5 protein-coding genes are annotated in these 4,127 nt (G+C 40.6%); 3 read left to right on the top strand and 2 right to left on the bottom strand.

From position 1 onward, the window contains the following. Together E1176_RS04795 and E1176_RS04790 are read right to left on the bottom strand one after the other, a co-directional pair. Positions 1-519, bottom strand: a 519-nt coding sequence (locus tag E1176_RS04795) for an SAM-dependent methyltransferase (RefSeq protein ID WP_155209431.1), incomplete at its 3' end; no start/stop codon positions are given. Next, a complete protein-coding gene (locus E1176_RS04790; RefSeq protein WP_155209430.1) occupies positions 519-1,553 on the bottom strand; it encodes an FAD:protein FMN transferase in 1,035 nt (344 codons plus the stop codon). The genes E1176_RS04795 and E1176_RS04790, both read right to left, overlap by 1 nt. A 127-nt stretch (positions 1,554-1,680) precedes the next feature. Between E1176_RS04790 and ruvB the strand changes: the two genes are divergently transcribed. From ruvB to queG, 3 genes are all read left to right on the top strand, one after another. Continuing rightward, a complete protein-coding gene (gene ruvB, locus E1176_RS04785; protein WP_155209429.1) occupies positions 1,681-2,709 on the top strand; it encodes a Holliday junction branch migration DNA helicase RuvB in 1,029 nt (342 codons plus the stop codon). A 72-nt stretch (positions 2,710-2,781) separates the two neighbouring features. Then, complete coding sequence (locus tag E1176_RS04780; protein WP_155209428.1) at positions 2,782-3,156, top strand: endonuclease domain-containing protein; 375 nt, start codon at positions 2,782-2,784, stop codon at positions 3,154-3,156. A gap of 61 nt (positions 3,157-3,217) precedes the next feature. Further along, positions 3,218-4,127: tRNA epoxyqueuosine(34) reductase QueG (gene queG, locus E1176_RS04775; RefSeq protein WP_155209427.1), on the top strand; the 910-nt coding region annotated here is incomplete at its 3' end.

Raw genomic sequence — 4,127 nt, 5'->3', positions numbered from 1 at the left:
TCTGGTGATGTCAAACTCAATGCCCTCTATGGTCTTCTTCTCCTCAGGCACCAGATTGTTAATTACCCGATAAGGGTTTAAGAAATCTATCAATAAGCTGCCACCTGGCTTAAGTGATTTTGCAGCAGCACAAATGGCTTGTTCGTTTTCTTTTTCAGAGTCAAAGTATCCGAAGCTGGTAAACATATTGAGCACGAAATCGAACCTTTCTTCTGCATAGACTTCACGCATATCATGCACATCGAAGTGTAACGAATCATTTTCAAATTTTTTTGCATGAGCTATATTTTGTTCAGAAAGGTCTACACCGACTACATCAAACCCTTTCTCATTGAGATAGATGCTGTGCCTACCTTTGCCACAGGCAAGATCCAGCACTTTATGATTTGGCTTAATTTTAAAGAAACGAATAAGGGTGTCTAAAAAACCCTTAGCCTCCTCATAGTCTCTATGCTTGTAAAGTATGTGGTAGTAAGGTGAATCAAACCACTCGTCAAACCACTCTGTTTCTTGTGACATTAGTCTACTTCTTTTATATAAGGTGAGATGCCACTTGTGGCATATGTACTTAAGTTGCCTTGCTTATCGCTAAATACAAGATAGGCCTCGTATTGGGTATTATTATTTAAAAAACTGATCGCCTCCTCATGCCCCATCACCATAAATGCCGTAGCCAGAGCATCGGCACTCATGCAGTCTTTGGCAAAAACTGTAGCACTAAGCAAAGGATGCTCTATAGGATAGCCGGTAAACGGGCTTATTGTATGAGAATACTTAACTCCATCGATAATATGATAGTTGAAATAATTGCCTGAAGTTGCCATAGCCTGATCTTTTAGCGAAGCCACTGCCATCGGAAATTGATTGATTTCGTCAGAGTTTGGATTCAATATTCCCACTCTCCAGGGTTCTTCAGTTTTTAGGTTGGTCCCAGATGCTCTTACCTCTCCTCCAATTTCTACAAAAGCATTTTCGATATCATTGTCATTGAGATACTCTAGCACTACATCTACCCCATACCCTTTGGCTGAAGCACTAAAATCTAAAGCCAACCGGTCATCACTTTTCCAAACACTATCTTGGTTGTAGTCGATTCTGTTTAACCCTACAATCATTTTAAGTGAATCAATTACTGCACTGTCTTTTTTCACACCTTCGGTATATCCAAAACCCCATGTATTTATCAAAGGCCCGATACTTGGATCGAAGGCACCCCCTGTCTTTTTATAAATCTCATCACTTACTGCCAGTGCCTCATAAAAATAAGGCAAGTCAAACTTGAAAGAAGAGTTTCTGTTGAAAGTTGATATTTCGGAGTCTTTGATGTAAGTGTTAAGTGATTGATTAAATACCGCTAAAAGTGAATCTACCTGAGGTTGTAAGTTCCTCTGATCTTCGTCAAAATACTTTACCGAGTAGGTGATTGGGCCCATAGTTTTACCACTAAATGATACCAACGGTAAGGTGTCATTTGATTGTCTGATCTTGTAAACCAGATACATGGCGAGTAACACCACTACAGTGTAAATTATGTTTTTGTATCTTAAACTCATTGCTAAAATTTGACGCAAAATTAATGAATTGGATAGCGTAATGTTTAATTTAGGGCGAATTATTGGTTGTCAATTTAGCGACATGCTATATTGTATTTAATGACAATCTCAATATTCCCTAAACGCTATGCGAGAAGACTATTTAAGTGGAGAAGGTGAAGGGCTAAGCTCTGAGGAAAAAGAATTTGAAAGGGCCTTACGCCCATTAAATTTTGGAGATTTCACCGGTCAGCAGAAAGTGGTGGATAATGTAAAGGTCTTTGTGCAGGCTGCAAAAAAGAGAGGTGAGTCTCTAGATCATGTTTTACTACATGGCCCTCCCGGCCTCGGTAAAACTACCCTTTCTCACATTATTGCCAACGAATTACAAACCAATATTAAGGTGACCTCCGGTCCGATATTAGATAAACCGGGAGACCTCGCAGGATTACTCACTAATCTTGAAGAGAATGATGTGCTTTTCATCGATGAGATACACAGATTAAATCCTATTGTGGAAGAGTATCTCTACTCTGCCATGGAGGATTATAAAATCGACATTATGCTCGACTCTGGGCCAAGTGCTCGTACAGTTCAAATTACGCTCAACCCATTTACACTAATTGGTGCTACCACAAGAGCAGGACTACTTACCTCTCCTTTGCGAGCGAGGTTTGGAATTACTGCCCGATTGGAATATTATGATGCCGAGCTACTCAGCACTATCGTGCACCGATCATGCGAAATATTACAAACACCAGTAAATGATGATGCGGCTTTTGAGATTGCCAGAAGAAGTCGCGGTACACCTCGTATTGCTAATAATCTTTTAAGGAGAACCCGTGATTTTGCCGAGATAAAAGGTGACGGCACCATTACCAAAGACATCGCCCAGATGGCACTTACCGCTCTTGATGTAGATGAGCACGGGCTAGATGAAATGGATAATCGCATTTTATCTACCATCATAGAAAAGTTTAAAGGTGGTCCGGTAGGTATCAGCACCATTGCTACTGCCTGTGGTGAAGAAGCTGAAACCATTGAGGAAGTTTACGAGCCTTTTTTGATACAAGAGGGCTACCTAAAGCGCACCTCCCGAGGAAGAGAAGCCACCGAGCTTGCTTACAAACATCTCAAAATAGTGCCCCCAAGTCGCACCGGAGGCCTTTTTGATTAGCCTCACCCACTCTGAAAAACTAACTAACACCTCCCTAGCCCTCCTCAAGGAGGGAATTGGAGAAGGTAAGAAATGAAAAAACGCATATACTATAATCCAGCACTTAAGGAAAAGGCTCGCTTCTTAAGGAATAATAGTACTCTATCTGAGGTTCTTTTATGGAATTGCTTAAAAAGAGGACAGATGATGGGTTATGATTTTCATAGACAAAAGCCTATTTTAAATTATATCGTTGACTTTTTTTGTTACGAGTTAATGCTAGCTATTGAAGTCGATGGAAGAAGCCATGATAATGAAGAAGCTGCATTGAATGACAAGAAAAGACAACTTGAAATCGAAAAATTAGGAATAACCTTCTTGAGATTTGATGACTTGGAAGTAAAGAAGGACATTAGAAATGTGTTAAGAACAATTGAATATTATATTGAAGGTGTTACAGGAAAATAATTCCTCCAATTCTTCCCCAGAAGAATATTCCCCTATATAAGAGGGGCTAGGGGTGTGTAAAATGCAAAACGAAACAAAACATACACAACTACTCAAGCAAAAAGCAAAAGAACTTGGCTTTATGCACTGTGGCATCGCTAAGGCAGAATTTTTAGAAGAAGATGCACCTGCACTTGAGCAATGGCTCAGCCAGGGCATGCACGGCCAGATGGGCTATATGGAAAACCACTTTGACAAAAGACTGGATCCCACCAAACTGGTTTCTGGGGCCAAATCTGTGGTTTCGTTGGTTTATAACTACTTCCCTCAAAATGATTTGGCAAAAAACGGTAGCTATAAAATTGCTAAATACGCTTACGGCAAAGATTATCATTTTGTAGTCAAAGACAAGCTCAAACAATTGATGGCCTACCTGCAAGAGGAAATTGGGCAAATTGAAGGTCGCGCTTTCGTAGATTCTGCTCCGGTAATGGAGCGCAGCTGGGCTCAAAAAAGTGGCACAGGATGGATCGGTAAAAACAGCCTTTTACTCAATAAAGGTACGGGTAGCTTCTTTTTCCTCGCAGAGCTTATCCTAGACCTCGATTTAGATTATGACGGACCTGTGAAAGATTATTGCGGCACCTGTACTGCCTGTATCGATGCATGTCCTACTGATGCTATTCCTGAGCCATACAAAGTCGATGCTAGTCGTTGTATTTCTTATTTCACCATAGAGTTAAAGGATCAAATCCCTGAAGACTTTAAAGGTCAATTTAAAGATTGGATTTTTGGCTGTGATATTTGCCAGGACGTCTGCCCCTGGAATCGTTTCTCTAAACCCCATCAGGAGCCTGCTTTCGAACCTCACCCTGAGTTGCAGCACATGAAGAAAAGTGACTGGGAAGAAATAACCCGAGACGTATTTAATGAGTTATTTAGAAAATCTGCAGTAAAACGAGCCAAATACGAAGGCCTGCAGCGAAATATCT

The organism is Fulvivirga aurantia (assembly GCF_009711475.1).
GTDB lineage: Bacteria > Bacteroidota > Bacteroidia > Cytophagales > Cyclobacteriaceae > Fulvivirga > Fulvivirga aurantia.
This window is presented reverse-complemented; position numbering and strand designations above follow the sequence as displayed.